26 protein-coding genes are annotated in these 25895 nt (G+C 66.2%); 22 read left to right on the forward strand and 4 right to left on the reverse strand.

The window, feature by feature from the left end; translation table 11 throughout:
• Positions 1 to 9 precede the first annotated feature (9 nt).
• From aroC to C0099_RS07235, 20 genes are all read left to right on the forward strand, one after another.
• On the forward strand, positions 10 to 1143 hold the full coding sequence (aroC, locus tag C0099_RS07140; RefSeq protein WP_102246794.1) for a chorismate synthase: 1134 nt from the start codon (positions 10 to 12) through the stop codon (positions 1141 to 1143).
• Positions 1144 to 1184: 41 nt separating this feature from the next.
• A complete protein-coding gene (locus C0099_RS07145) occupies positions 1185 to 2339 on the forward strand; it encodes an MFS transporter (RefSeq protein ID WP_102246795.1) in 1155 nt (384 codons plus the stop codon).
• 5 nt (positions 2340 to 2344) lie between these two features.
• Entirely contained in the window at positions 2345 to 3160 is an 816-nt protein-coding gene (locus tag C0099_RS07150) for a M48 family metallopeptidase (RefSeq protein ID WP_102246796.1), read from the forward strand.
• Between the two features lie 80 nt (positions 3161 to 3240).
• Positions 3241 to 4650 carry a 3-isopropylmalate dehydratase large subunit gene (gene leuC, locus C0099_RS07155; RefSeq protein WP_102246797.1) on the forward strand — a complete coding sequence of 470 codons (1410 nt, stop codon included), beginning with the start codon at positions 3241 to 3243 and terminating at the stop codon, positions 4648 to 4650.
• A gap of 12 nt (positions 4651 to 4662) precedes the next feature.
• Entirely contained in the window at positions 4663 to 4794 is a 132-nt protein-coding gene (locus C0099_RS07160; protein ID WP_102246798.1) for an entericidin A/B family lipoprotein, read from the forward strand.
• On the forward strand, positions 4794 to 5432 hold the full coding sequence (gene leuD, locus C0099_RS07165; protein WP_102246799.1) for a 3-isopropylmalate dehydratase small subunit: 639 nt from the start codon (positions 4794 to 4796) through the stop codon (positions 5430 to 5432). Before C0099_RS07160 ends, leuD begins: the two co-directional genes overlap by 1 nt.
• A gap of 38 nt (positions 5433 to 5470) precedes the next feature.
• Positions 5471 to 6523 carry a 3-isopropylmalate dehydrogenase gene (gene leuB, locus C0099_RS07170; protein WP_102246800.1) on the forward strand — a complete coding sequence of 351 codons (1053 nt, stop codon included), beginning with the start codon at positions 5471 to 5473 and terminating at the stop codon, positions 6521 to 6523.
• Between the two features lie 31 nt (positions 6524 to 6554).
• A complete protein-coding gene (asd, locus tag C0099_RS07175) occupies positions 6555 to 7685 on the forward strand; it encodes an aspartate-semialdehyde dehydrogenase (RefSeq protein ID WP_102246801.1) in 1131 nt (376 codons plus the stop codon).
• 233 nt (positions 7686 to 7918) lie between these two features.
• Positions 7919 to 10474, forward strand: coding sequence for a FimV/HubP family polar landmark protein (locus C0099_RS07180; RefSeq protein ID WP_102246802.1), 2556 nt, complete (start codon positions 7919 to 7921; stop codon positions 10472 to 10474).
• A gap of 62 nt (positions 10475 to 10536) precedes the next feature.
• Complete coding sequence (locus C0099_RS07185; RefSeq protein WP_228151672.1) at positions 10537 to 11130, forward strand: CbiQ family ECF transporter T component; 594 nt, start codon at positions 10537 to 10539, stop codon at positions 11128 to 11130.
• An 8-nt stretch (positions 11131 to 11138) separates the two neighbouring features.
• Complete coding sequence (gene truA, locus C0099_RS07190; protein ID WP_102246803.1) at positions 11139 to 11933, forward strand: tRNA pseudouridine(38-40) synthase TruA; 795 nt, start codon at positions 11139 to 11141, stop codon at positions 11931 to 11933.
• Positions 11934 to 12560 (forward strand): phosphoribosylanthranilate isomerase, encoded by a 627-nt coding sequence (locus tag C0099_RS07195; protein WP_102246804.1) that lies wholly within the window; start codon positions 11934 to 11936, stop codon positions 12558 to 12560.
• Complete coding sequence (gene trpB, locus C0099_RS07200) at positions 12547 to 13758, forward strand: tryptophan synthase subunit beta (protein ID WP_102246805.1); 1212 nt, start codon at positions 12547 to 12549, stop codon at positions 13756 to 13758. Before C0099_RS07195 ends, trpB begins: the two co-directional genes overlap by 14 nt.
• A 38-nt stretch (positions 13759 to 13796) precedes the next feature.
• Positions 13797 to 14612: a tryptophan synthase subunit alpha gene (gene trpA / locus C0099_RS07205; protein WP_102246806.1), complete on the forward strand. Its 816-nt coding sequence runs from the start codon at positions 13797 to 13799 to the stop codon at positions 14610 to 14612.
• Positions 14609 to 15487 carry an acetyl-CoA carboxylase, carboxyltransferase subunit beta gene (accD, locus tag C0099_RS07210; protein ID WP_102246807.1) on the forward strand — a complete coding sequence of 293 codons (879 nt, stop codon included), beginning with the start codon at positions 14609 to 14611 and terminating at the stop codon, positions 15485 to 15487. The genes trpA and accD overlap by 4 nt, the downstream gene beginning before the upstream one ends.
• Before the next feature lie 14 nt (positions 15488 to 15501).
• Complete coding sequence (gene folC / locus C0099_RS07215) at positions 15502 to 16815, forward strand: bifunctional tetrahydrofolate synthase/dihydrofolate synthase (RefSeq protein WP_102246808.1); 1314 nt, start codon at positions 15502 to 15504, stop codon at positions 16813 to 16815.
• The gene (locus tag C0099_RS07220) at positions 16796 to 17512 is read left to right on the forward strand and encodes an SPOR domain-containing protein (protein WP_408634125.1); all 717 of its coding nucleotides are present in this window, start codon (positions 16796 to 16798) and stop codon (positions 17510 to 17512) included. Before folC ends, C0099_RS07220 begins: the two co-directional genes overlap by 20 nt.
• 8 nt (positions 17513 to 17520) lie before the next feature.
• Positions 17521 to 18012 (forward strand): CvpA family protein, encoded by a 492-nt coding sequence (locus tag C0099_RS07225; protein ID WP_102246809.1) that lies wholly within the window; start codon positions 17521 to 17523, stop codon positions 18010 to 18012.
• 11 nt (positions 18013 to 18023) lie between these two features.
• Positions 18024 to 19547 carry an amidophosphoribosyltransferase gene (gene purF / locus C0099_RS07230; protein ID WP_102246810.1) on the forward strand — a complete coding sequence of 508 codons (1524 nt, stop codon included), beginning with the start codon at positions 18024 to 18026 and terminating at the stop codon, positions 19545 to 19547.
• Positions 19548 to 19569: 22 nt separating this feature from the next.
• Positions 19570 to 20742 carry an O-succinylhomoserine sulfhydrylase gene (locus C0099_RS07235; protein ID WP_102246811.1) on the forward strand — a complete coding sequence of 391 codons (1173 nt, stop codon included), beginning with the start codon at positions 19570 to 19572 and terminating at the stop codon, positions 20740 to 20742.
• Between the two features lie 51 nt (positions 20743 to 20793).
• Here C0099_RS07235 and C0099_RS07240 read toward each other — a convergent pair whose 3' ends face one another.
• Genes C0099_RS07240 through C0099_RS07250 form a run of 3 tightly spaced genes read right to left on the reverse strand, consistent with a single transcriptional unit; the run spans position 20794 to position 22614 of the window.
• Positions 20794 to 21525, reverse strand: a complete 732-nt coding sequence (locus tag C0099_RS07240; protein ID WP_102246812.1) for a UDP-2,3-diacylglucosamine diphosphatase — start codon at positions 21523 to 21525, stop codon at positions 20794 to 20796.
• A gap of 14 nt (positions 21526 to 21539) precedes the next feature.
• The gene (locus C0099_RS07245; protein WP_102246813.1) at positions 21540 to 22034 is read right to left on the reverse strand and encodes a peptidylprolyl isomerase; all 495 of its coding nucleotides are present in this window, start codon (positions 22032 to 22034) and stop codon (positions 21540 to 21542) included.
• Positions 22035 to 22053: 19 nt separating this feature from the next.
• Positions 22054 to 22614, reverse strand: a complete 561-nt coding sequence (locus C0099_RS07250; RefSeq protein ID WP_102246814.1) for a peptidylprolyl isomerase — start codon at positions 22612 to 22614, stop codon at positions 22054 to 22056.
• Between the two features lie 169 nt (positions 22615 to 22783).
• On the opposite strand from C0099_RS07250, the gene cysS reads away from it, so the two are divergent.
• Together cysS and C0099_RS07260 are read left to right on the forward strand one after the other, a co-directional pair.
• Positions 22784 to 24157 carry a cysteine--tRNA ligase gene (gene cysS / locus C0099_RS07255; protein WP_102246815.1) on the forward strand — a complete coding sequence of 458 codons (1374 nt, stop codon included), beginning with the start codon at positions 22784 to 22786 and terminating at the stop codon, positions 24155 to 24157.
• Between the two features lie 60 nt (positions 24158 to 24217).
• Positions 24218 to 24628 (forward strand): PH domain-containing protein, encoded by a 411-nt coding sequence (locus tag C0099_RS07260; RefSeq protein WP_102246816.1) that lies wholly within the window; start codon positions 24218 to 24220, stop codon positions 24626 to 24628.
• 69 nt (positions 24629 to 24697) lie between these two features.
• On the opposite strand, the gene dnaJ is transcribed toward C0099_RS07260, so the two are convergent.
• A complete protein-coding gene (dnaJ, locus tag C0099_RS07265; RefSeq protein ID WP_102246817.1) occupies positions 24698 to 25825 on the reverse strand; it encodes a molecular chaperone DnaJ in 1128 nt (375 codons plus the stop codon).
• Positions 25826 to 25895: the final 70 nt, after the last annotated feature.

The raw sequence follows: 25895 nt of genomic DNA on the forward strand, positions 1-25895 counted from the left end.
AGTTTCCCCATGTCCGGCAATACCCAAGGCAAGCTATTCAGCGTTACTTCGTTCGGCGAGTCGCACGGCCCGGCCATCGGTTGTGTCGTCGACGGATGTCCGCCCGGGCTGGCGATTTCGGCCGCGGACATCCAGCGCGAACTCGACCGGCGCAAGCCGGGAACCTCGCGTCATGTGACGCAGCGCCGCGAGAGCGACGAGGTCGAGATCCTGTCCGGAGTGTTCGAGGGCGTCACCACCGGCACGCCGATCTCGCTGCTCATCCGCAACCAGGACCAGCGTTCCAAGGACTACGGCAACATCGCCGAGACCTTCCGCCCGGGCCACGCAGATTACCCCTACTGGCAGAAGTACGGCATCCGTGACCATCGCGGTGGCGGGCGCTCTTCGGCGCGCGAGACGGCGGTGCGCGTCGCGGCCGGCGCGATCGCCAGAAAGTGGTTGCGTGAGCGTCACGGCATCGTGATCCGCGGCTACATGGCCGCGCTGGGCCCCATCGACATCCCGTTCGAGGACTGGGCCGAAGTCGACCGCAATCCGTTCTTCGCGCCCAACGCGCAAGTCGTGCCGCAGCTCGAGTCGTTCATGGATGCCTTGCGCAAGTCCGGAGACTCGGTCGGCGCGCGCATCAATGCCGTGGCCACCGGACTGCCCGTGGGCTGGGGCGAGCCCGTGTATGACCGTCTCGACGCCGACATCGCCTACGCCATGATGAACATCAATGCCGTCAAGGGTGTGGAGATCGGTTCCGGCTTCGCCTCGGTGGCGCAGCGCGGCACCGAGCATTCCGACGAGATCACGCCAGAGGGCTTTCTGTCGAACAACGCCGGGGGGGTTCTGGGCGGGCTGAGCACCGGGCAGGACATTCTGGTCAGCATCGCCATCAAGCCCACCTCCAGCATCCGGCTGGATCGGCGCTCCATCGACAAGCAGGGCAATGCCGTGATCGTCAACACGCACGGGCGTCACGATCCGTGCGTGGGCATTCGCGCCACGCCGATCGCCGAGGCCATGCTGGCGCTGGTGCTGATGGACCATGCGCTGCGTCATCGCGCGCAGTGTGGCGACGTGCGCACGGCCACGCCCGTCGTGCCGCGACTCGCGCCCGAGGGGCGGCAGACGCCGCCCGCACCCGAGGCCTGAAGGCCGCGGCGCAGCCCGCTGTGCCCGGCCCCGGATGGACCATGTTTCCGTACTGGCGGCTGTCCACCTACTACTTCTTCTATTTCGGCTTCGTCGGCGCATTCTCGCCGTACTTCACGCTCTATCTGCAGTCGCTCGATTACGGCCCGACCGACATCGCGGTCCTGATGTCGGTGATGCAGGTCATGCGTGTGCTCGCGCCCAGCCTGTGGGGCTGGCTGGCCGAGCGTACCGGCCTGCGCGTACCCATCGTGCGTGCTTCCGCCATCGCCAGCCTGGCCGGCTTCTGCCCGTTCTTCTTCACCACCGACTTTGCCGGCATGTTCCTCGCGATGGTGTTGATGGCCTTTTTCTGGAGCGCGGCGCTACCGCTCGTCGAGAGTCTCACCTTCGCCCATCTCGGGGCGCTCGGACATCGCTACGGCCGCATCCGCTTGTGGGGCTCGCTGGGCTTCATCGTCGCCGTGGTGGGACTGGGGTATCTGCTCGATTTCGTCGCCATCGACCGGGTGCTGGTGATCATTGCGCTGGTGCTGGTGGGTATCGTCGCCTGCGCAATTTTCCTGCCCGAGGCGGCCGCACCCACGGCGGGGCGCGCCCGCGCACGGCTGGGCGAGACGCTGCGCCGGCCGGAGGTCGTCGCGCTGCTGGGCGCGTGTTTCTTCATGGCGGCAGCGCACGGAGCCTGGTACGTGTTCTACTCCATCCACCTGGCCGATCACGGCTATGGCAAGGCCGTGATCGGCTGGATGTGGGCGCTGGGCGTGATTGCCGAGATCGGCGTGTTCCTGATCATGCCGGCGCTGGCGACGCGCTTCGGCATGCGTGCCATCCTGCTGTTCTCGTTCGCCGCGGCAGTGCTGCGCTTCCTCCTGATCGGCTGGGGCGCGGACAGCTTCGCGTTGCTGGTCGTCGGACAGCTGCTGCACGGCGTGACCTTCGGCGCCTATCATGCGGCAGCGATCGCGATGATCGCGCGCTGGTTTCCGGGGCGGCTGCAGGCGCACGGGCAGGCACTTTACGGCAGCCTGTCCTTCGGCGCAGGAGGCATGCTGGGAGGCTTGCTCGGCGGCGTGAGCTGGGACACCATCGGGGCGGGCTGGACTTTCACGACAAGTTCGTCGTTCGCGCTGGTGGGACTGATCTGGTTGATGACGGGCTGGCGTGGCGAGCGGTCCGAACAACGAGGAGATTGACGCACATGAAGGCTTCCTTTGGCGCGATTTCGGGCGCGCTGTTGCTGTCGCTGCTACTGGCCGGATGCCAGAGCGTGCAGACCACCGGCAGCGGCGCGGTCGGGGTCGAGCGCAACCAGTTGATGATGGTGTCGGCCGAGGAGGTCGAGCAGGCCTCGGCCAAACAGTACGCGGAAATGATGGAGGAGGCGCGTAAGCAGGGCGTGCTCAACCGCGATGCGCGCCAGCTCGAGCGCGTGCGCACGATCACGAACCGGCTCGTCGCGCAGGTGGGCAGTTTCCGTACCGATGCCGCGGGCTGGCCGTGGGAAATCAACGTGATCCGTTCCGACCAGCTCAACGCCTGGTGCATGGCAGGCGGCAAGATGGCGATCTATTCGGGGCTCATCGAACAGCTCGAACTGAGCGACGATGAGATCGCCGCCGTGCTGGGTCACGAGATCGCCCATGCCTTGCGCGAACATGCCCGCGAGCGCGTGTCGCGCTCGATGGCCACCGGCATCGGTGTGTCGCTTGCCGGCGCCATTCTCGGTGCGGGTGAGGCCGGTACCAACCTGATGGGCCAGGTCGCAAGGGTGACCTTCGAACTGCCGCATTCTCGCCTGCACGAGACCGAGGCCGACCGCATCGGCGTGGAACTGGCCGCGCGCGCCGGCTACGATCCGCGCGCGGCCGTCAGCCTGTGGGACAAGATGTCGTCGCGCTCGGCCGGCGGTCCGCCCAAGTGGTTGTCTACCCACCCGGCACATGACGAACGTCAACGCGAACTGCGTCAGGCGAGCGAGCGCGTCATGCCGCTGTACCGGCAGGCGCGGCGCTGAGTGACGCGCGCGGCCAGGATTTGGCCTGTCGTCGCGGCATGTGAAATAATCAGGGACTTTTTCCCGCTGGAAAAGCACGCATGAAACCGCGCACCTTGTACGACAAATTGTGGGACGCCCATCTGGTGCGGCAGGAAGCCAACGGCACGGCACTGATCTACATCGATCGCCATCTCGTGCACGAGGTCACCAGCCCGCAAGCTTTCGAGGGGCTCAAGCTCGCGCAGCGCAAGCCCTGGCGCGTGCACTCGATCGTCGCCACGGCCGATCACAACACGCCCACCGATCACTGGGATGAAGGCATTAAGGATCCCGTCTCGCGCCAGCAGGTCGAGACGCTGGATGCCAACATCCGCGAGGTCGGTGCGCTGGCCTACTTTCCGTTCCGTGACGATCGCCAGGGCATCGTGCACGTCATCGGCCCCGAGAACGGTGCGACCCTGCCCGGCATGACCGTGGTGTGCGGCGACTCGCACACCTCGACGCACGGCGCTTTCGGCTGCCTCGCGCACGGCATCGGCACCTCGGAAGTGGAGCATGTGCTCGCCACGCAGTGTCTGCTGCAGAAGAAGTCCAAGAACATGCTGGTGCGCGTCGATGGCGACTTGCCACGTGGCGTGACCGCCAAGGACATCGTGCTGGCCATCATCGGCAAGATCGGCACCGCGGGCGGCACCGGCTACGCAATCGAGTTCGGCGGCAGCGCGATTCGCGCCCTGTCGATGGAAGGGCGCATGACGATCTGCAACATGGCCATCGAGGCCGGCGCACGCGCCGGCTTGGTGGCGGTGGATCAGACCACGATCGATTATGTCGAGGGACGCCCGTTCGCGCCGACCGGCGAGGACTGGGACAAGGCCGTGGCCTACTGGCGCACGTTGCACTCCGACGAGGATGCCGTGTTCGACCGCGTGGTGGAGCTAGACGCCGCTACCATCGAGCCGCAAGTGACCTGGGGCACCTCGCCCGAGATGGTCACCGCGATCGGCGGGCGTGTGCCTGATCCGGCGAGCATCAGCGATCCGGTGCGCCGCGAGAGTACCGAGCGTGCGCTCAAGTACATGGGGCTGGCCCCGAACACCCCGATGACCGAGATCGCGCTCGATCAGGTCTTTATCGGCTCCTGCACCAACTCGCGCATCGAGGATCTGCGCGAGGCCGCCGCAGTGGTGAAGGGTCGTCGCAAGGCGGATAATGTGCGCCGTGTGCTGGTCGTGCCGGGTTCGGGTCTGGTCAAGGTGCAGGCCGAAAAAGAAGGTCTGGACCGGATTTTCCTGGATGCCGGTTTCGAGTGGCGCGAACCGGGCTGTTCGATGTGCCTGGCGATGAATGCCGACCGGCTGGAACCGGGCGAGCGTTGCGCGTCGACCTCCAACCGCAATTTCGAGGGCCGTCAGGGAGCTGGAGGGCGGACTCATCTCGTGAGTCCCGCGATGGCCGCAGCCGCGGCCGTGACCGGGCATTTTGTCGATGTACGCAACATGAACTGAAAGGAGATTGCCATGCAGAAGAAATTCAAGATGATCGCTCTGGTTCTCGCCGCCGGCCTGCTGGTCGCGGGTTGCAACACCATGGAAGGTGCCGGCAAGGACATCGAGAAAGGTGGCGAAGCCATCCAGAAGTCGGCCAAGTGATGAAGAAATTCGAGACCCTCGACGGTCTCGTCGCTCCCCTGGACCGGGCGAACGTCGACACCGATGCGATCATTCCGAAACAGTTCCTGAAGTCGATCAAGCGCACCGGCTTCGGACCGAACCTGTTCGACGAATGGCGTTACCTCGATGTCGGCCAGCCCGGCCAGGACTGCAGCGCACGACCGAAGAACCCGGACTTCGTACTCAACCAGCCACGTTACGAGGGCGCGCAGATCCTGCTCGCGCGCGAGAACTTCGGTTGTGGCAGTTCGCGCGAGCACGCCCCCTGGGCACTCGAGGACTACGGCTTTCGCGTGATCATCGCGCCGAGCTTTGCCGAAATATTCTTCAACAACAGCTTCAAGAACGGGCTGTTGCCGATCGTGCTGCCGACGCAGACCGTCGATGAACTGTTCCGCGAGTGCGAGGCCACGGAGGGTTACCGCCTGGTCGTCGACCTGGTCGCGCAAACGGTCACCCGCCCCGACGGCACGAGCATCTCCTTCGAGGTCGATGACTTCCGCAAGGAATGCCTGCTCAATGGCTGGGACGACATCGGGCTGACCCTGCTGCACGGCGACGAGATCAAGGCCTTCGAAGCGCGCCGACGCACCGAGCATCCGTATTACTTTTCCTGAGCCGCAAGCCGGCTCGGGACGACTGGAGAAGCACCCCGATGAAGATTTGCATTGCCCCGGGCGACGGTATCGGCCCGGAGATCATGGCTGAAGCGGTTCGCGTGCTCAAGGCGCTGGACCTGAAGATGGAGTTCGAGGAGGCTCAGGTCGGTGGTTGCGCCGTGGACGCGACCGGTGACCCGCTGCCCGAGGCCTCGCAGAAACTCGTGCGCGAGGCCGATGCCATCCTGCTGGGCGCCGTCGGTGGACCCAAGTGGGACGCCAATCCGCGCGAACAGCGGCCCGAGCGCGGCCTGTTGCGCATCCGCAAGGATCTCAACCTGTTCGCCAACTTCCGACCGGCGATCCTGTACGCCGAACTGGCCAACGCCTCTTCGCTCAAGCCGGACATCGTCTCCGGGCTGGACATCCTGATCGTGCGCGAACTCACCGGCGACATCTACTTCGGTCAGCCGCGGGCCATCGAGATCCGCGACGGCGAGCGCTTCGGCTTCAACACCATGCACTACTCGGAGAGCGAGATCCGCCGCATCGGCCGCGTCGCCTTCGAGGCCGCGCGCAAGCGCAACAAGCGCCTGTGCTCGGTCGACAAGATGAACGTGCTCGAGACCTCGCAGTTGTGGCGTGAGGTGATGATCGAACTCGAACCGGAATACCCGGATGTCGAGTTGTCCCACATGCTCGTGGACAACGCGGCGATGCAACTGGTGCGCAACCCCAGGCAGTTCGACGTGATCGTCACCGGCAACATGTTCGGCGACATCCTCTCGGACGAGGCGGCGATGCTCACCGGTTCGATCGGCATGCTGCCGTCGGCCTCGCTCGACGAGAACAGCAAGGGCATGTACGAGCCCTCGCATGGCTCGGCACCGGACATCGCCGGCAAGGGGCTGGCCAACCCGCTGGCGACCATCCTGTCGGCGGCGATGATGCTGCGCTACACGTTCTCGCTCGACGAGCACGCGCAGCGCATCGAGAATGCGGTGCAGAAGGTGCTCGCCGAGGGCTACCGCACGGGCGACATCTACGAGCCGGGGCTCAAGCGCGTCGGTACCACGCAGATGGGCGACGCGGTACTCGCGGCCCTGTGAGGGCCCCATTCACCGGACGAGAGGTAGGCAGATGAACAAGGTAGGACTGGTAGGCTGGCGCGGCATGGTCGGTTCCGTGCTGATGCAGCGCATGGAAGAGGAGGGCGATTTCGCCCGCATCGAGCCGGTGTATTTCTCGACGTCGAACGCCGGCGGCAAGGCCCCGGACTTCGGCGGCAAGGCGGGCGGTATGCTCCACGACGCCTCCGACATCGATGCACTGGCCGCGTGCGACATCGTGGTCAGCTGCCAGGGCGGGGACTACACCAAGCAGGTCTTCGAGACGCTGCGCACGAGCGGCTGGAACGGGCACTGGATCGACGCGGCCAGCACATTGCGCATGGCCGATGATGCAGTGATTGTGCTCGATCCGGTCAATCGCGACGTCATCGACGCCGCACTCGAGAACGGCAATCGCAACTGGATCGGCGGCAACTGCACGGTATCGCTGATGCTCATGGGCTTGGGCGGGCTGCTGCGTGCCGATCTGGTCGAGTGGATCTCGGCCATGACCTATCAGGCGGCCTCCGGGGCCGGCGCCCAGAACATGCGCGACCTGATCACGCAGATGGGCATGCTGCGCGATGCCGTGGCCGATGAGCTGGCCGATCCGCGTTCGGCCATCCTCGACATCGACCGCAAGGTCATCGAGACGATGCGCTCGCCCGACTTTCCGGTGGACAACTTCCGCGGCGCCGCGCTGGCGGGCAGCCTGATCCCGTGGATCGACGTGCCGGTCGAGCATGGCCAGTCCAAGGAAGAGTGGAAGGGTGGCGCCGAGTGCAACAAGATTCTCGGCCGACCCGCGTTCCGCAGTCCGGGCAGTGTGCCCATCGACGGCGTGTGCGTTCGCATCGGCGCGATGCGCTGCCACGCCCAGGCACTCACCATCAAGCTCAAGCGCGACGTACCGATGGCCGAGATCGAGCAGATCCTCGGCGAGGCCAACGACTGGGTCAAGGTCGTTCCGAACGAGCGTGAGGCCACCGAGCGCGATCTCACGCCGGCGGCGGTTACCGGTACGCTGTCGGTACCTGTGGGGCGCCTGCACAAGATGGCGATGGGACCGGAATACCTGAGTGCATTCACGGTCGGCGATCAGTTGCTGTGGGGCGCGGCCGAGCCGCTGCGTCGCATGCTCGGCATCCTGCTCGGGCGCTGATCGCATCGATGTGGCGTGTCGCCAATGCGGCACCTGCCACATCGGCGATAGGGTCGCGTGTTGCGTTCAGGTCGGCATTCGCGTATCAAAATGCCAATTGAAAGTGCAAGTTGCTGCGTGAAGTTAAAGAAGATGCTAGATTGCGCTGAACATGCGGGGCGAGTAGTCGTGTCCGCGTGTCCGGGCCTGAGGCCACTTTTCGTCCTACCGGGCGCTTGAACACGACGATCGCTATGAACAAATCGCTCAGGGTATCCGTTCTCGCAGCCGCCATCGCTGCGACGCTCCCGTCATGGGTCGGTGCCGCCGGACTCGGCGGCATCAATGTTTTCAGCGCACTGGGGCAGCCCTTGCGCGCTGAAATCGAGCTTCAGGCCGCAGCGGACGAACTGGACGGCATGGCCGCGCTGGTGCCGGGGCCGGATGCCTTCCGTCAAGCCGGCTTGACGTACTCGCCGCTGATGCAGGATCTCGAGATCACCATCGACCGGTCGTCGAGCCGACCGGTGTTGCGCGTCAACAGCCGCCGCGCCGTCAGCGAACCCTTCGTCGACGTCCTCGTTGAACTGAGCTGGTCAGCCGGCCGCGTGACGCGCGAGTACACGCTGTTGCTCGATCCGGTCGAGCGGCGGCCCGCCGAGGCTGCATCGAGCGGCCAGGCGCAGACCCAAACGCGGTCCTCCCTGGCGGCGCCCGCAGCGAGCGGGGGCAGTTCCGGCGAACATCGCGTACGCGGCGGCGAGACCCTGCATCGCATCGCGATGCAGTACATGCCCGAAGGCGCACACCTCGAGCAGATGCTCATCGCGCTGCTGCGTGCCAACGAGCACGCCTTCGCCGATGGCAACATCAATCGCTTGCTCGCCAATTCGCGGCTCGACATCCCGGACGAGGATGCCGTCGCCGCAGTCGGTGTGGTCGAGGCGCAGGATCAGGTTCGCGCCCAGGCCCAGGCGTTCGAGGCCTACCGGCGCCGCGTTGCCGGCGCCGCGGCCGCGCGTGCGCCCGCTTCCGAGCCCGCGCCCTCGACGCAGCGCGAGGGGCGTGTCGAGCCGCGTGTCGAGGAAGTGGTGCGCAGCGACGGGCCGCGTGATCAGGTCCAGGTTTCGGGCGCGCCCATCCCGCAGGCGCCGGCAGAGGCGAATGCTTCGACCCCGGCGGCCGACATTCCACCTCCGGTCGATACCGCTGCCGTCGCCGCAGAGGAAGACCTGGTCGTCATCTCACGTCAACTCGACGAGGCCAACAGCCGCATCGCCGAGCTCGAGGCAGCGATCCGGGACATGCAGCGCGCGTTCGAGATCAACAACCGATTGCAGGCGGAGCGCGAGAGCGGGCAAGCCGCGAGCGACGATGCGGCCACGAGCGAGGGTGCTGCAGCGTCCGAGGATCGCCCGGCGCCTCGCCCGGCCGCGCCGCCACCGGCTCCGGCTCCGGCGCAACCGTCGATGCTCGAGTCCCTTGCCGCCAATCCGCTGCTGCTCGGTGGCGGGGCGCTGGTGCTGGGCCTGCTCGCATTGCTGGGCATCCGTATCGCACGGCGTCGCCGCGAGGAAGCGGAGTTCATGGATTCGCCGGACTACGCCGAACCGCACGGCGATTCGCCGTCGGTGGTCAGTGCACCGGGTGGCGAACGCGTCGACACCGACACTTCGTCGGCCGGCCCGTCGAGCGTGCTCGATACCGATTTCAGTCAGACCGGGCTGTCGGCGATTGACGCCAACGAAGGGGTCGACCCCGTCGCCGAGGCCGACGTCTATCTGGCCTACGGACGCGATGCGCAGGCCGAGGAGATCCTGCTCGATGCGCTCAAGGTCGACGCTTCGCGTCACGCCATCTACCTGAAGCTGCTCGAGGTCTATGAGCAGCGCGGCGACCGCAAGCAGTTCGAGGCGATCGCCACCGATCTGTATGGTCGTACCGGCGGCGAGGGCGCGGATTGGCAGAAGGCCGTCGCCATGGGCCGGCGCGTCGACCCGGACAATCCGCTCTACGGTGGTTCCGGCAATACTACGGTGCCTCCGACCGCTGGCGCGCTCGCGGGTGCGGCCGCCGCGACCGCAGCGACGACGGCGATCGCCGCGGACAGGGCGGATGACGAAGCGTCCGAGGCCGCCCTGCCGGAACTCGACGCGCAGTCGGACGAAGCGCAGGAACTGTCCGAGCCGCAGGTACAGGACGAGATCGCTTCGCTGGACTTCGACCTCGATGCAGTCGCAGAGGAACCGGAGACGGTGACGCCGGCCGAACCCGAGGAGTCCGCCGGGACGGCCAGCGCCGGCCACGATGACGGAAGCATGCTTTCGTTCGACCTGGATCTCGGCGACGACGCGCCCGGCGGACCGCAGGCGACGGCGGCGGCGACGGAAGAAGACGCAACGCCGCCGGTCGAGGAATCGACCTTCATGGATCTGGAGAAGACCGAGTTCGACGCCAACGTGCTCGACTTCGATCTCGACCTGAGTCCGCCGACGAGCGAGGAGGCCGGTCACGCGTCGTCCGCGGACGACGACATGGATCTGTCGACGGTCGACCCCAGTCTCGACGATCTCCAGGCGGGTTCGCGCGCTGCCGCAGAGGACGCTCAGAACCTGGAGTCGGCCGGGGTAGTGCCCGAGTTCGCGGCCGAAGACGTGCAGCGCGAGATGGACACCAAGCTCGAACTGGCGCGTGCCTACGACGAAATGGGCGATCGTGAGGGTGCGCGCGAACTGCTCGACGAAGTCGTCAAAGAGGGCTCGCCCGAACAGCGTGAGGCTGCCGAGCGCATGCTCGAGAAACTCGCATGATCGCCTCACTCCGTTCGGCCGGCGGTGCCCGCCATCCGGGTGCCGCCGGCTGATTGCTTTTCATGATGCATTCCGGTCTGCTGGTCTTTCTGTGGCTGCTCGCCGTGGCGGGTCTCCAATTTATCGATCTTGGCACGCTCACGCTGGTACTCGCCGCGAGCGTGATCGCGGCGGCGCGCCATGCGCCGGCGCGTGGCAAGCGGCTCGTCAAACGTGTGCGCTTCATCCTGATCGCGATCGTCATCCTCTTCGCCGGCTTCACGCCGGGCGAAGCGATCTTCGTCGACTGGCCGGCCATCAGCCCTTCGCGCGAGGGCATGGTGCTCGCCTACGAGCATGCCGCGCGCGTGCTCGTCGTCGTGCTGTTCGTCGCGCTGCTCATGGAGTACCTGCCCGCGCCGCGATTGGTCGGGGCCCTGCATGCGCTGTTGCGGCCCCTGCGCCCGCTGGGCGTGCCGGCCGATCGCGTTGCCGTACGCACCCTGCTGGTGCTGCGATTCGTCGAGGCGGAAAAGCCTCCGCGTTGGGATCACTGGATCAGCGATGACTCGAACGATCTGCACGAGGCCATCGCGGTCGAGCGCCAGGCCTTCGGCACCCTTGATCGCGTCGTGATCGCGCTGCTCGCGCTGAGCACCTGCGTGCTGCTGTGGTGAGGCCTTGAATGAGGATCGCGTTCGGCGTCGAGTATGCGGGCGATGCGTTCGAGGGCTGGCAGAGCCAGCAGCACGGGCGCACGGTGCAGGATCGTCTCGAGCGCGCGATTGCGCAGATCGCCGACCATCCCGTGCGTCTGCATTGTGCCGGCCGCACCGATACCGGCGTGCATGCCACGGCGCAGGTGGCGCACTTCGACACGCACGCTGTGCGCCCCGTCTCGGCCTGGGTGCGCGGGGTCAATACGCGGCTCGATGCGCCGATCTCGGTGCGTTGGGCGGTGGAGGTCGACGACGATTTTCATGCGCGCTACCTGGCCGTCGCTCGTCGCTATCGCTACGTATTGCACAACTCAAGCACACGCCCGGCGCTGCTGGCGCGACGCGTTGGCTGGTTTCACCTGCCTCTGGACGTCGACGCGATGGCCCGCGCGGCCGCGATGCTGATCGGGACGCATGATTTCACGTCGTTCCGGGCGACCGGCTGTCAGGCCAAGTCGGCAATCCGCATCATGCACGCAGCCAGCGTGGCGCGCGACGGCGACTTCCTGGTGTTCGACTTTTACGCCAACGGATTCCTGCACCACATGGTACGCAATCTGGTCGGTGCGCTCGTCTATGTCGGCAAGGGAACTCATCCGCCGGAGTGGATCGAGACGTTGCTGAGCGTGCGCGATCGCAGCGAGGGCGCGCCGACTTTCGCTGCCGACGGGCTCTATCTGTGCGGCGTGGATTATCCGCCGCGATGGCCGCTGCCCGGCGATGGGCGTATCATCGCCGTTCCGCGTTTTCCGCTCGTCTGAATGCATCGAACCCGAGTCAAGATCTGCGGCCTGACGCGCATCGAGGACGTGCACGCGGCGGTCGATGCCGGCGCCGATGCGATCGGTCTGGTCTTCTATCCGCCCAGTGCGCGCTGCGTGACGCTGGAGCGTGCCGCCGAACTGGTCGCCGCCGTGCCGCCGTTCGTCAGCGTGGTGGGGCTGTTCGTCAACCCCGCGGAAGCCTTGGTGCGCGAGGTGCTCGCGCATGTCCGATTGCACGTGTTGCAGTTCCACGGCGACGAGCACGAGGCCGATTGCGCGCGTTTCGCCCGCCCGTGGCTCAAGGCCGCGCGGGTGAGAGCGGGCCTCGATCTGTTAGAATTCAACGCTTCCCATGCCGGCGCGACGGGCATTCTGCTCGACGCCTTCGTCGAGGGCTATGGCGGTGGCGGCAGGACCTTTGATTGGTCGCTGATCCCTTCAGGCCTGAACCGTCGCCGGCTGATCCTGTCCGGAGGACTGGACGCGGACAATGTCACCGAGGCGGTGCGTCGCGTGCGTCCGTGGGCGGTCGACGTCTCGAGCGGCGTCGAAGTGGAGAAGGGCATCAAGAGCGCGGAGAAGATCTCCGCGTTCATCGCTGGAGTTCGAAATGCAGATGGCTGACACACCTTATACCCTTCCGGACGCGAGCGGCCACTTCGGCCCCTACGGCGGCGCCTTCGTCTCGGAGACGTTGATTCCGGCGATCGCCGAACTGCGCGCGGCCTACGAGGCGGCGCGCAAGGATCCGGAATTCATCGCCGAGTTCGAGTACGAACTCAAGCACTACGTCGGCCGTCCCAGCCCGGTGTATTTTGCACGGCGTCTTACCGAGCATTGCGGCGGCGCGCGCATCTACCTCAAGCGCGAGGATCTGAACCACACCGGTGCACACAAGGTGAACAACTGCATCGGCCAGGCCATGCTGGCGCGGCGCATGGGCAAGCCGCGCGTGATCGCCGAGACCGGGGCCGGCCAGCACGGCGTTGCCACGGCCACCGTGGCCGCGCGCTACGGCATGGAGTGCGTGGTGTACATGGGTTCCGAGGACGTGCGTCGCCAGGCCGCCAACGTCTATCGCATGAAGCTGCTGGGCGCGACCGTGGTGCCGGTCGAATCGGGCTCGCGCACGCTCAAGGACGCGCTCAACGAGGCCATGCGCGACTGGGTCACGAACGTCTCCGACACCTTCTACATCATCGGTACGGTGGCCGGCCCGCATCCGTACCCGATGTTGGTGCGTGACTTCCAGTCGGTGATCGGTCAGGAATGCCTGACCCAGGTGCCCGAGCAGACCGGACGCCATCCGGACTACGTCATCGCCTGCGTCGGCGGCGGCTCCAACGCGATGGGCATTTTCCATCCCTACATCGGCGTGCCGGGCGTCCGTCTGGTCGGCGTCGAGGCCGCCGGCGAAGGCATCGACAGTGGTCATCATTCCGCGAGCCTGTCGGCTGGTCGGCCCGGCGTGCTGCATGGCAACCGCACCTATCTGCTGCAGAACGACGACGGCCAGATCATCGAGACGCACTCGATCTCGGCCGGCCTCGACTACCCCGGCGTGGGTCCCGAGCACGCCTGGCTCAAGGACAGCGCGCGGGCCGAGTACGTCGGCGTGACCGATGACGAGGCCTTGCAGGCCTTCCACGACCTGTGCCGTCTCGAGGGCATCATCCCGGCGCTCGAGAGTTCGCACGCGATCGCCCATGCAATGCGTCTGGCGCCGAAGCTCGATGCCGACAAGATCCTGCTGGTGAACCTCTCGGGGCGCGGCGACAAGGACATGCACACCGTCGCCGAGCGCTCAGGCATCCAGTTCTGAAACCGGGCCGAGCGCGGCCCGACCGACCCCAAGAGCTCATGTCCAGAATCCAAACCGTTTTCGAACGCCAGCGCGAACAGGGCCGCAAGGCCCTGATTCCGTTCATCACCGCCGGCGACCCCGACGCAGAACTGACCCTGTCGCTGATGCACGCGCTGGTCGAAGGTGGCGCCGACATCATCGAGCTTGGCGTGCCGTTTTCCGATCCGATGGCCGACGGGCCGACCATCCAGCGCGCTTCCGAACGCGCGCTCGCGCGCGGCATGACGCTGCGCAAGGTCATCGAGCTGGTGCGCCGCTTTCGCGAGAACGACCTCGACACCCCAGTGGTGCTGATGGGTTACGCCAACCCCATCGAGGCAATGGGACCGCAGGCCTTCGTCGACGCTGCGCGTGAGGCCGGCGTTGACGGTGTGCTGGTGGTCGACTACCCACCCGAGGAGTGCCGCGAGTTCGCAGTGCGCGTGCGCGACGCGGGCCTCGACCCGATCTTCCTGCTGGCGCCGACGTCGACGGATCAACGTTTCGGCGACATCTCCGAAGCCGGCAGTGGCTACATCTACTACGTGTCGCTCAAGGGCGTGACCGGGGTCGGCGCGGTCGACTTCGACGAGGTCGGGCGTCGCATCGAAAGCATCCGCTCGCGCGTCGGTCTGCCCATCGGGGTGGGCTTCGGCATCCGCGATGCCGCCTCCGCGCAGCGCGTCGGACGTTTCGCCGACGCGATCGTCGTCGGCAGTCGCATCATCGAGGAGATCGAGGGCAGTGCGCGCGAGGACGCCGCGGCGAATGTACGCACCTTCGTGCAAGGTTTGCGCGACGCGCTCGACGAACTGCAGGAGAAGGGACGATGAGCTGGTTCAGCAAGCTGCTGCCGCCGCGCATCAACAAGTCGGCGGCTGGCGGCAAGAAGTCCATTCCCGAAGGGCTGTGGAGCAAGTGCTCGGCATGCGAGGCCGTGCTCTATCGCGCCGATCTGGACAGCAACCAGGCGGTCTGCCCGAAGTGCGGCCATCACCAGCGCATTCGCGCGCGCGAGCGTCTCGACCATCTGCTCGACGCCGATGGCCGCGAGGAGATCGGCCGCGAGGTCACGCCGGTCGATCCGCTCAAGTTTCGCGACTCCAAGCGCTACACGGATCGTCTCTCCGCCGCCACCAAGCAGACCGCCGAGGACGATGCGCTGGTCGTGATGCGCGGCGCCCTGTGCGGTCAGCCGGTGGTGGTTGCCTGTTTCGAATTCGACTTCATGGGCGGTTCCATGGGTTCGGTCGTCGGCGAGCGCTTCATGCGCGGCGTGCGTGCGGCCGAACAACTGCGCGCTCCGTTCATCTGCATCACTGCCTCAGGCGGGGCACGCATGCAGGAGAGCCTGTTCTCGCTGATGCAGATGGCCAAGACCACGGCGGGCCTGACGCGGCTCTCCAAGCGCCGTCTACCCTTCATCACGGTGCTCACCGACCCGACCATGGGCGGGGTGTCGGCGAGCTTCGCGTTCCTGGGGGACGTGGTCATCGCCGAGCCGGGTGCGCTGATCGGTTTCGCCGGACCGCGCGTGATCGAGCAGACGGTGCGCGAGACCCTTCCCGAGGGCTTCCAGCGCTCCGAATTCCTTCTCGAAAAGGGCGCGATCGACATGATCGTCGACCGCCGTGAGATGCGTGACGAGCTCGCCCACATCATCGCCTTGCTCACCCGCCAGAACGCGCCCGCAGCGTCCGCCTCCTGATCCCGGTCGTCCGCATGTCGCCGCCGAAGACCCTCGACGCCTGGTTGCGGCTGCTCGAGTCGCGCCACGCACACGCGATCCAGCTCGGGCTGGAGCGTGTCGAGGCGGTGTGTGCGCGCATGGCATGCGCCAGCGACGCGGTGATCATCACCGTCGGTGGCACCAACGGCAAGGGCTCGACCTGCGCGATGCTCGAGGCGGTGTTGCGCGCCGGCGGCCATCGTGTCGGTCTGTACACCTCCCCGCATCTGCTGCGTTACAACGAGCGCGTGCGCATCGATGGCCGGGAAGTCGATGACGCGACCTTGGTGGAGGCCTTCGATGCGGTCGAGGCCGCGCGTGAAGACACCCCGCTGACCTATTTCGAACACGGCACGCTCGCGGCATGGCATGTGTTCTGTCGCGATCGGCTCGACGTGATCGTGCTCGAGGTGGGGCTGGGCGGACGTCTGGATGCGGTCAATGTGTTCGACCCGGATTGTGCCGTCGTCACGTCGATCGCGATGGACCATCAGGACTACCTCGGTGACACGCGCGAAGCCATCGGCCACGAGAAGGCCGGCATCTTCCGCGCCGGGCGGCCGGCAATATGTGCCGATCCGCAGCCTCCGGAGTCCCTGGTGTGCCACGCGCGGGACATCGGCGCCGAACTGTGGCTGATCGGGCGCGATTTCGGTCATTCGGGCGACCGTCAGCAGTGGTCGTGGTGGCGCGCCGCACGTGGAGCGGAAGCGGCGCCGGTGCGCCGCTCAGGTCTGGCCTTTCCGGCGCTGCGCGGTGTCAATCAGTTGCTCAACGCCTCGGCCGTGCTGATGGCGCTGGAAGTATTGCGTGATCGCATTCCGGTGGCGATGCAGGCGGTTCGCGAAGGTTTCATGCATGTCGAATTGCCCGGACGATTCCAGATTCTGCCTGGGCGACCTGCCGTGATCCTGGACGTCGCGCACAACGTACAGGCGGCGGGGGTGCTCGCGGAAAACCTGATTTCGATGGGTTTCTTTCCCGAAACCTGGGCGGTGGTGGGCATGTATGCCGATAAGGACGTCGAGGGTGTGGTCGGCCTGCTCGCCGGACGCATCGACCACTGGTGCGTGGCGAGTCTCGACGGACCGCGAGGGTTGTCGGCCGAGGCTCTTGCGACCCGCATGCATGAAGCCGGCATCGACTCCGATGTGCGCTGCTTCGACAGTCCCGACGAGGCCTATCGTGCAGTGCGGAAATGCGCAGGCGACGATGATAGAATTGTGGTCTTCGGGTCTTTCATGACCGTGTCCGGCGTGATGGCCGCGATCGGGACTTCTGGAGCGCATGCCCCGCGTGTCCGATAACGACAACCTCGAGTTAAAAAAGCGTTCGCGCCGCCGCCTCGTCGGTGCCGCCGCGCTGGCGCTGGTCGCCGCGATCGTCCTGCCGATGGTGATGGACAGCGAGCCGGCCACCAGCGTGCACGACATCCAGGTCAGTATTCCCGAGCGCGGTCTCGACAGCAGCCCGATCTCGGCGCTGCCGGAGACGCCCCCGTCCCGGCCGACCGAAATTCCGACGGTTCCCGACAGCGCCGCGCCTGAGGTTGAGGAGGCGGTGCGCCCGGTCGAGCCGGTGGTCGAGCCTGAGCCCAGGCCTGCGCCGCCTGCTGCGGCGACCGCGCAAGGCGCGGAGCGCGAGGCCGCGCCGAGGGCGCCCACCGATGAACCCACTCCGGTACAGGCGCAGACCCCGCCCGAGGCGGATGTTGCCGAGTCGAGTGCGGAGGCTGAGCGTGCGCGGGCGATCCTCGAGGGGCGCACGACTTCCCCTCCGGTTTCCTCGGACGAATTCGTGGTTCAGGTGGGGGCCTTCTCGGATGCCGACAAGGCTTCCTCGCGCCAGCTCGAGCTGGCTGCGCGTGGCTTCAAATCCTATATCGAACGCAGTGGCGGGGTTTCGCGCGTGCGCATCGGGCCGTTCGCCTCGCGCGTGGATGCCGAGGCGATGCTGCGCAGGCTCGAGAGCGCTTCGCTCGACGGCGTGGTGTCGACGCGCTGACGGGCGGAATGACGGTCTTCGATTACATTCTGCTGGCGGTCGTGGCGATGTCGGCGCTGGTGGGCATGTGGCGCGGACTGGTCAGCGAGATCATGGCGCTGGTGGCCTGGATTGCCGCGCTGGGCGCGGCGTGGCTGTATGCGTCCAGCGTCGCCGAGATGTTCGCTGGCGTCATCAGTGAGCCGGCGTGGCGTCAGGTCGCGGGTTTCGCCGCGATCTTCGTGGGCGTACTATTGCTCGCAGCGATTCTGCGCTTCCTGCTTAGGGAGTTGCTGCGGGCTGCAGGACTGGGGCCGGCGGACCGCATGTTCGGTACGCTGTTCGGCGTCGCCAGAGGTGTGGCGATCGCGTTCGTGCTGGTGCTGGTAGGTGGCATGTTGGGCATGGCGAAGGAACCCTGGTGGGTCAATTCGCTGCTGGCCCCGCCGCTTGAGACGGCGGTCATCGCTTCCAAGCCATGGCTGCCGGATGTGGTCGCCGAGAGGATTCGGTTCAGATAGGTGCTCGTTCCATGTGCGGAATCATAGGGGTCGTCGCGAAGTCCCCGGTCAATCAGATGTTGTACGACGGTCTGCTGGTTCTCCAGCACCGGGGGCAGGACGCCGCCGGCATCGCGACCTCGGACGGTTCCAAGTTCTTCATGCACAAGGCCCCGGGCCTGGTGCGTGACTCGTTCCGGACGCGCAACATGCGCAATCTCGTCGGCAATTCGGGCATCGGCCACGTGCGCTACCCGACCGCCGGCTCGTCCTGCAATCCGGCCGAGGCGCAGCCGTTCTACGTCAATTCGCCGTTCGGCTTGCTGCTCGCCCACAACGGCAATCTGACCAACTCGGAAGAGCTCAAGCGCGAGATCTACCTGTCGGACCTGCGCCACATCAACACCACTTCGGATTCCGAGGTGCTGCTCAACGTGCTCGCGCATGAACTGCAGGCCGCGGCCAACGGCTTCAAGCTTGATGACGAGGCGGTCTTCCGTGCGGTCGCGAACGTGCATCGGCGCTGTCGTGGTGCCTACGCCGCGGTGGTGATGATTGCCGGCTATGGTCTCCTCGCCTTCCGTGATCCGCACGGCATCCGTCCGCTGGTGGTGGGGCGTCGGGATGTCGAGGAGGGCGCGGAGTGGATGGTTGCTTCCGAATCCGTGGCGATCGACGTGTCCGGTCACCGCATGGTGCGCGATGTTGCGCCAGGCGAGGCGATACTGATCGATCTGGACGGCAGTTTCCGCAGCCGTCAGTGCGCGCAGAGCACGGTGCAGGCGCCGTGCATGTTCGAGTTCGTGTATCTGGCGCGCCCGGACTCGATCATCGACGGCATCTCGGTGTACGAGTCACGCGTGAAGATGGGCGAATACCTCGCGGAGAAGTTCCGCCGCACGTATCCGCACGCCGATGTGGATGTGGTGATCCCGATCCCCGATTCGAGTCGCCCCTCCGCGATGGAGATGGCCCATCATCTGGGGCTGCCGTACCGCGAAGGCTTCGTCAAGAACCGCTACATCGGCCGCACCTTCATCATGCCGGGCCAGGCCGTGCGGCGTAAGTCGGTGCGCCAGAAGCTCAACGCCATCCATCAGGAGTTCAAGGGCAAGACGGTACTGCTGGTCGACGACTCCATCGTGCGCGGAACCACCAGCCGCGAGATCGTCATGATGGCGCGCGAGGCCGGCGCGGTGAAGGTCTATCTGGCCTCGGCCGCGCCGCCGGTGCGCTATGCCAATGTGTACGGCATCGACATGCCCTCGCGCAGCGAACTCATCGCCGCCCATCGCGACGAACAGGAAATCTGCCGAGAGATCGGCGCCGACGGCCTGATCTACCAGGATCTGGAAGACCTCAAGGCCTCGGTGGCGGCGCTCAATCCGGCGATCTCGCATTTCGAGACCTCGTGCTTCGACGGAAACTATGTCACCGGCGACATCACGGAAGAATACCTGTCCGGCGTCGAGAATCAGCGCGGCGAAGGACGCGGTGGCGAAGTCGATGACGATGCCCAGCTCGACCTGAATCTGGTGGTCGGCAACCAGGACTGATGGGCGCGACGCCCCCAAGACAATGAACGACTTTGATTTCGACACCCTCGCGGTGCGCGCCGGGACGACGCGCAGCGATTTCGGCGAGCACAGCGAGGCGCTCTACCTGACCTCGAGTTTCTGCTTCGAGAATGCGGCCGAAGCGGCCGCGCGTTTCTCGGGCGAGGAGGCGGGTATGGTCTATGCCCGCTTCACCAACCCCACCGTGTCGATGATGCAGGAGCGGCTCGCCGCCCTCGAAGGGGGCGAGGCTTGTGTCGCCACCTCGTCGGGGATGTCAGCCATTCTCGCGCTGGTGATGGGCACGATGAAAGCCGGTGAGCACGTCGTCGCCTCCACCGGCCTGTTTGGCGCGACGCAGCAGTTGCTGGGTAACATCATGGCGCGTTTCGGCATCGAGACCACGATGGTGCCGGCCACCGATGTGGAGGCCTACCGTCGCGCGATTCGCCCCGAGACACGGCTGATCTTCGTCGAGACGCCGTCGAACCCGCTTACCGAGGTCGTCGACATCTCGGCGGTGGCGGCGGTCGCCCGCGAAGCCGGTGCGCTGTTCGCGGTCGACAACTGCTTCTGCACGCCGGCGCTGCAGCGCCCGCTCGAACTCGGCGCGGACATCGTCGTGCATTCGGCCACCAAGTATCTGGACGGGCAGGGTCGCGTGCTCGGCGGTGCAGTGGTCGGTGCCGCACCCGTCGTCGAGGAAGTGTTCAAGTTCCTGCGCACTGCCGGACCGTGCATCTCGCCATTCAATGCCTGGGTGATCCTCAAGGGACTGGAGACGCTACGCATCCGCATGCAGGCGCAGTCGGCCGCGGCGCTCGAACTGGCGCGCTGGCTGGAGGTGCTGCCGGGTGTTGCGCGCGTGCATTACCCGGGGCTGGAATCGCACCCGCAGCATGCGCTGGCGATGCGCCAGCAGCGTGGCAGCGGCGGCGCGATCGTCAGCTTCGATGTCGAGGGCGGACGCGAGCGCGCCTGGCAGGTCGTCGACTCGACACGGATGCTGTCGATCACGGCCAACCTGGGCGACACGCGCACCACCATCACGCATCCGGCGACGACCACGCACGGGCGCATCTCGGCCGAGGCGCGCACTGCGGCCGGCATCGGCGAGGGGCTGCTGCGTGTGGCCGTCGGGCTGGAGTCGGTCGAGGACATCAAGGCCGATCTGGCGCGCGGCCTGCATGCTTGAGGACCGCGTGTGACGGCAAATGACGGGCCGCCTGCGGGCGGCCTTGTTACATCAGGCGGGTCGAATGCGGCCGGTCACGAAGCCGTGCGCTCCGTCCCACAGCAGGTAGGGCGCATCATCGTGCCAGTCGGGCAGCACCCAGCGCACGCACTCGCGCCCGTCGACGTGGTGTACGTGACGCGCGGGGCGGTGCGTGTGGCCATGGATCAGCGTCGGGTGGCCATGAGCGCGCAGCAGGGTTTCGACCGCCGATACGTTGACGTCCATGATCTGCATCGACTTGCTCTGCTTGGACTCGGCGCTCTTCGCGCGCAGGTCGTCGACGATGGCGCGGCGCTCGGCCAGCGGACGGGCGAGAAAGTCGCGCTGCCAGGCCGGATCGCGCACCATTGCGCGATACTGCTGATAGGCGACGTCGTCGGTGCACAACGTATCGCCATGTGAGAGCAGCACGCACTGGCCGTCCAGATCGATTTCGCTGGGTTCGGCGAGCAGGCGCAAGCCCGCACGCGCGGCGTAATCCTCGCCGATCAGGAAATCCCGGTTGCCCGCCAGAAACCAGATCGCGACGCCGTCCTCGTCGGCCAGCGCGCGCAGGCGCGTCGCGACGTGGCGGGCGAGCGCCGTATCATCATCGTCGCCGGCCCAGTATTCGAACAGATCACCGAGGATGTAGAGCGTGTCCACGCCGCGTGCCGGCCCGTCGATCAGCGCGTCGAATGCGGCGAGGGTTTCGGGGTGCTCCTCGCCCAGATGCAGGTCGGAGATGAACAGTGCCTTCACCGGGCGGGCCGCGCTCAGGCGATCTCGGCGCGTTCGATCAGCACGTCCTCTTTCGGCACGTCCTGGTGAAAGCCGCTGGAGCCGGTGGGCACTGCGCGAATCTTGTCTACCACGTCGATGCCGTCGGTGACACGCCCGAACACGCAATAGCCCCAGCCCTGCATGTCGGGCGAGCGATGATTGAGGAAGGCGTTGTCGGCGACGTTGATGAAGAACTGCGCGGTGGCCGAGTGCGGTGCCTGCGTGCGCGCCATCGCGATGGTGCCGAAGTCGTTCTTGAGGCCGTTGTCGGCCTCGTTCTTAATCGGATCGCGCGTGGGCTTCTGCTTCATGCCGGGCTCGAAACCGCCGCCCTGGATCATGAAATTGTCGATGACGCGATGGAAGATGGTGCCGTCGTAATGACCAGCCTCGACGTAGGCGACGAAATTGGCGACCGTCTCGGGAGCCTTGTCGGCATCCAGTTCGAGGGTGATCGCACCGTGGTTGGTGTACAGCTTGACGTTCATGACGGGCTCCGGGGTGGACTCAGTTGGATTCGACGAGCACCGCGCGTTCGACGACGACGGGCTCGACCGGGACGTTCTGGTGGGGGCCGGCACGGCGCGTGGGCAGCTTGCCGATCTCGCGCACGACACCCATGCCGTCGACCACACGACCGAACACGGCATAGCCGTGACCGTCCGGGCGCGGGCGATCCAGCCCGGTGTTGTCGACGAGGTTGATGAAGAACTGCGAGGTGGCCGAGTCGGGCACGTTGGTGCGCGCCATGGCGATGGTGCCGGTCGCGTTCTTGAGTCCGTTGTCGGCCTCGTTACGGATCGGTGCGCGGGTGGGCTTCTGCTTGAGCTTTTCGTCGAAACCCCCGCCCTGGATCATGAAGCCGTCGATGACGCGATGAAACACGGTGCCGTCGTAATGTCCGTCGCGCACGTATTGCACGAAGTTCTCGACGGTCACCGGTGCCTTTTCGGCGTCGAGTTCGAGGCGGATCGTGCCGCGGTTGGTTTCGAGGTCGACGACGGGGTTTGCAGCTGCTGCGGCGAGGCTGGCGAGGGCGAACGTGCAGGCGAAGAGGGTACGGATCATGCGGGCTCCTGGGGCGGATTGTCGGGGGGAATGCGGCGCGTACGGGCGGTCGGGGAGGGGATGCGCTGTGCTATGATCGCGCGCTTCGGGCTGTCCGCGATTCTAGCAAATCCGCCCGCCTCGCACATGGACACGCCCGCCGCGACAACCACCGCAACCGGATGACGGCATGCTGCAGATCCACAACACCCTGACCCGCAGGAAGCAGGAATTCGTACCCATCGAGGCCGGCAAGGTCCGCATGTACGTGTGCGGCATGACGGTGTACGACTACTGTCACCTCGGTCACGCGCGGGTCATGGTGGTGTTCGACATGGTCTCGCGCTGGCTGCGTGCGAGCGGCTTCGACATCACCTATGTGCGCAACATCACCGATATCGACGACAAGATCATCCGCCGCGCGCAGGAAAACGGTGAATCGATTCGCGCCCTGACCGACCGTTTCATCGCCGCGATGCACGAGGATGCCGACGCGCTCGGCGTGCTGCGCCCCGATCACGAGCCGCGCGCCACCGATTACGTGGCCTCCATGCAGAGCCTGATCGAGCGCCTCACCGACAAGGGTCTGGCCTACGTCGCCGCCAACAAGGATGTGTGCTACGCGGTGCGCAAGTTCGACGGCTACGGCAAGCTCTCGGGCAAGTCGCTCGACGAGCTGCGTGCCGGCGAGCGCGTGGAAGTGGCCGGCGACAAGCACGATCCGCTCGACTTCGTGCTGTGGAAGCACGCGCGCGAGGATGAGCCGGGCGAGGTGAAGTGGGCCTCGCCCTGGGGTGAAGGCCGGCCGGGCTGGCATATCGAATGCTCGGCCATGAGCTCGGAGCTGCTCGGAGATCACTTCGACATCCATGGCGGCGGCGCCGACCTGCAGTTCCCGCACCACGAGAACGAGATCGCCCAGTCTGAGGGCGCACACGGCCACGCCTTCGTCAATTACTGGATGCACAACGGCTTCGTGCGCGTCGACGACGAGAAGATGTCCAAGTCGCTGGGCAACTTCTTCACCATCCGGGAGGTGCTGAAGAAATACGACGCCGAGGTGGTGCGCTTCTTCATCCTGCGCGCGCACTATCGCAGCGCCTTGAACTATTCCGATGCGCACCTCGATGACGCGCGTAACGCGCTCACCCGGCTGTATACGGCGCTGAAGAATGCCGCGCCGGCGCCGTTGACCGCCATCGACTGGAACGACGCGCATGCGGCGCGTTTTCGCGCGGCGATGGACGACGACTTCAATACCGCCGAGGCAGTAGCCGTGTTGTTCGAATTGGCCGGGGAGGTCAATCGCGACGCCGATGCCTTCAAGGCAAGCCTGCTCAAGGCGCTGGGCGGCGCGCTCGGCCTGCTCGAACGCGAGCCGCTTGCGTTCCTGCAAGGCGGGTCCGATGACGAAGCCGGCGAGATCGAGACGAAGATCGCCGAGCGCGCCGCGGCAAAGAAGGCGCGCGATTTCGCGACCGCCGACCGTATCCGCGACGAGTTGACGGCGGCGGGCATCGTCCTCGAGGACGGACCTGCCGGCACCACCTGGCGTCGCGCCTGAGCGAAATCGGCTAGCATCACGCCGAAGGCCGCGACCGGCGGCGAAACCCGGAGTGCGCACATGTCCTATATCGAGGAATCATTGTCCGATGGCGAGCGCATCGAAGCCCGCTTTCGGCTGCACTGGTTCTCGTGGATGCCGATGGTCGGCTGGATCCTGCTGGGGGTGGTGACCTTCGGCCTCACCTTGCTGGTGGCGATCTACGAGTATCTGCGGCTGAAGTACCTGGAGCAGGGCGTCACCAACAAGCGCGTGATCCTCAAGCGCGGCATCATCAGCCGCCAGACCGACGAGATGAAGCTCGGCTCGATCGAGACCGTCGAGATCGATCAGAGTGTGTTCGGGCGCATCTTCGGTTTCGGCAACGTCCGCGTCACCGGTCGCGGCATCAGCGATCTGGTGTTCAAGCGCATCGACGATCCGATGTCGGTCAAGCGCGCGATCGAGAACGTCAGCCACCCGGCGTCCTGAAGAACGCGGGCACACAAGCGAAGGGCCCGCCAACTGGCGGGCCCTTCGTCGTTTCGGCGAGTTCTTCGTTCAGGTTCCGAAGAAATCACGCACCTTGTCCATCCAGGACTTGGCCTTGGGGTTGTGCAGGTCGGGGCTGCCGTGGGTGGTGTCGGAGAACTCGCGCAGCAATTCCTTCTGGCGGTCGGTGAGCTTGACCGGGGTTTCGACGACGACATGGCACAGGAGGTCGCCGGGCGCCTGCGAGCGCACGTTGCGGATGCCCTTGCCGCGCAGGCGGAAGACCTTGCCGGTCTGGGTCTCGGCGGGGATCTTCAGTCGCGCCATGCCGTCGAGGGTCGGAATCTCGATCTCGCCGCCGAGCGCGGCGGTGGCGAAGCTGATTGGCATTTCGCAGTGCAGGTCGTCGCCCTCGCGCTGGAACACAGGGTGCGAGCGGATGTGGATCTCGACATACAGATCGCCCGGCGGGCCGCCATTGACGCCCGGTTCGCCGTGGCCGGCGTGGCGCAGGCGCATGCCCTCGTCGATACCGGCGGGAATCTTCACCTCCAGCGTCTTGTGGCTCTTGACGCGACCGGCGCCGCCGCAGGAACGGCACGGGTCGGTCACCATGCGGCCGGTGCCGTGGCACTTCGGGCAGGTTTGCTGGATGGAGAAGAAGCCCTGTTGCATGCGCACCTGACCGGCACCGCCGCAGGTTGCGCAGGTGGTGGGCTGGGTACCGGGCTTGGCACCGCTGCCGTGACAGGTCTCGCAGTTCTCGACGGTTGGAATGCGGATGGTCTTGTCGGTACCGCGCGCTGCGTCCTCGAGGCTGATCTCGAGGTTGTAGCGCAGGTCGGCGCCGCGATAGACGTTGGAACGACCACCGCGCCCGCCGCCGAAGATGTCGCCGAAGATGTCGGAGAAGGCGTCGCCGAAGCCGTCGAAGCCGCGACCGCCGCCGGCGCCACCCATGCCGCCCATGCCTTCCACGCCGGCATGGCCGAAGCGGTCGTAGGCGGCGCGCTTCTGTTCGTCCGAGAGCGTCTCGTAGGCCTCGCTCAGTTCCTGGAACTTGGCCGAAGCATCCTTGCTGTCCGGATTGCGGTCCGGGTGGTGCTTCATCGCGAGCTTGCGATAGGCCTTCTTGATCTCCTCGGCGGTGGCGTCGCGATTGAGGCCGAGAACTTCGTAGTAGTCGCGTTTAGACATGAATACCTAGTCGAGAGTGGAGAGTGGGGAGTGGAGAGAGCCGAAGCGAAAGGCAAGGCCGGGGTGACCC

The sequence above is a fragment of the Pseudazoarcus pumilus genome, from assembly GCF_002872475.1.
GTDB lineage: Bacteria > Pseudomonadota > Gammaproteobacteria > Burkholderiales > Rhodocyclaceae > Pseudazoarcus > Pseudazoarcus pumilus.